The following is a 680-nucleotide window of genomic DNA, read 5'->3' as shown; positions in this document are numbered from 1 at the left end:
GGTTGGGTGTCGTCGGCGGGTTGTTGGCGGTGTTGGTGGGGTTGCTGGTGGTGGTTGTGCTGCGGCCAGCTTCTCCCGATTCGTCGGCTCTCGGTCAGGGCTCGTCTTCGGCTCCGAGGTCTTCGATTGCGTTGCCGTCGCCGAGTGCGAGTGCGTCGGATGACTGGCGGTCTTGGCCGGTGTGGGAGGTTATGCCGCCTGCGGAGATGCTGCCGCAGCTGTATAGTGGACCCCCGTTTCAGGGTGGGGAGCCGCGCGATGATTGGCGGTTGCCTAAGACTTTGCAGGGTTGGGCGCTGAACGATCAGGATTACGGTGTGACTGTTTTGAATGACTGGTCTATTTCCGTGGGCTATGAGGAGGGCGGCGAGCAGGGCCGGGTTTTGCTGGTTGACACCAAGAGCTTTGAGCTGCCGGACGCGTTCAACCGCTATCTACGAGGGTTGGAGGCGCCGCATCACGTGGGGCGATTTACTTGTGGAAAGTCTGTTTCTTCCAAGACTATGGAGTGTTATGCGTATGCGGAGGATACCCTGATCGCGATGCAGTCGCAGAGGGGTGGTCTCACGGAGCAGGAGATCGTGGCGGCGATGGATGAGTTGGTGGATCATTTGTTGGCCACTAGGTGATGCTGGCAGGGTTTGCTGATGCGTGGGGTTTCGGGGTTGTGGTTGGGTGTC

The 680-nt window shown here is 59.9% G+C and carries 1 protein-coding gene; it reads left to right on the top strand.

Annotated elements, in window-relative coordinates:
• On the top strand, nt 1-629 hold a 629-nt coding region (locus EII42_RS13590; protein WP_233558396.1), incomplete at its 5' end, for a hypothetical protein.
• Between the last annotated feature and the right edge of the window lie 51 nt (nt 630-680).

Source organism: Tessaracoccus sp. OH4464_COT-324 (genome assembly GCF_003932855.1).
GTDB lineage: Bacteria > Actinomycetota > Actinomycetes > Propionibacteriales > Propionibacteriaceae > Arachnia.
Note: the sequence above shows the minus strand (reverse complement) of the source record. Positions and strands in the feature narration are given on the sequence as shown.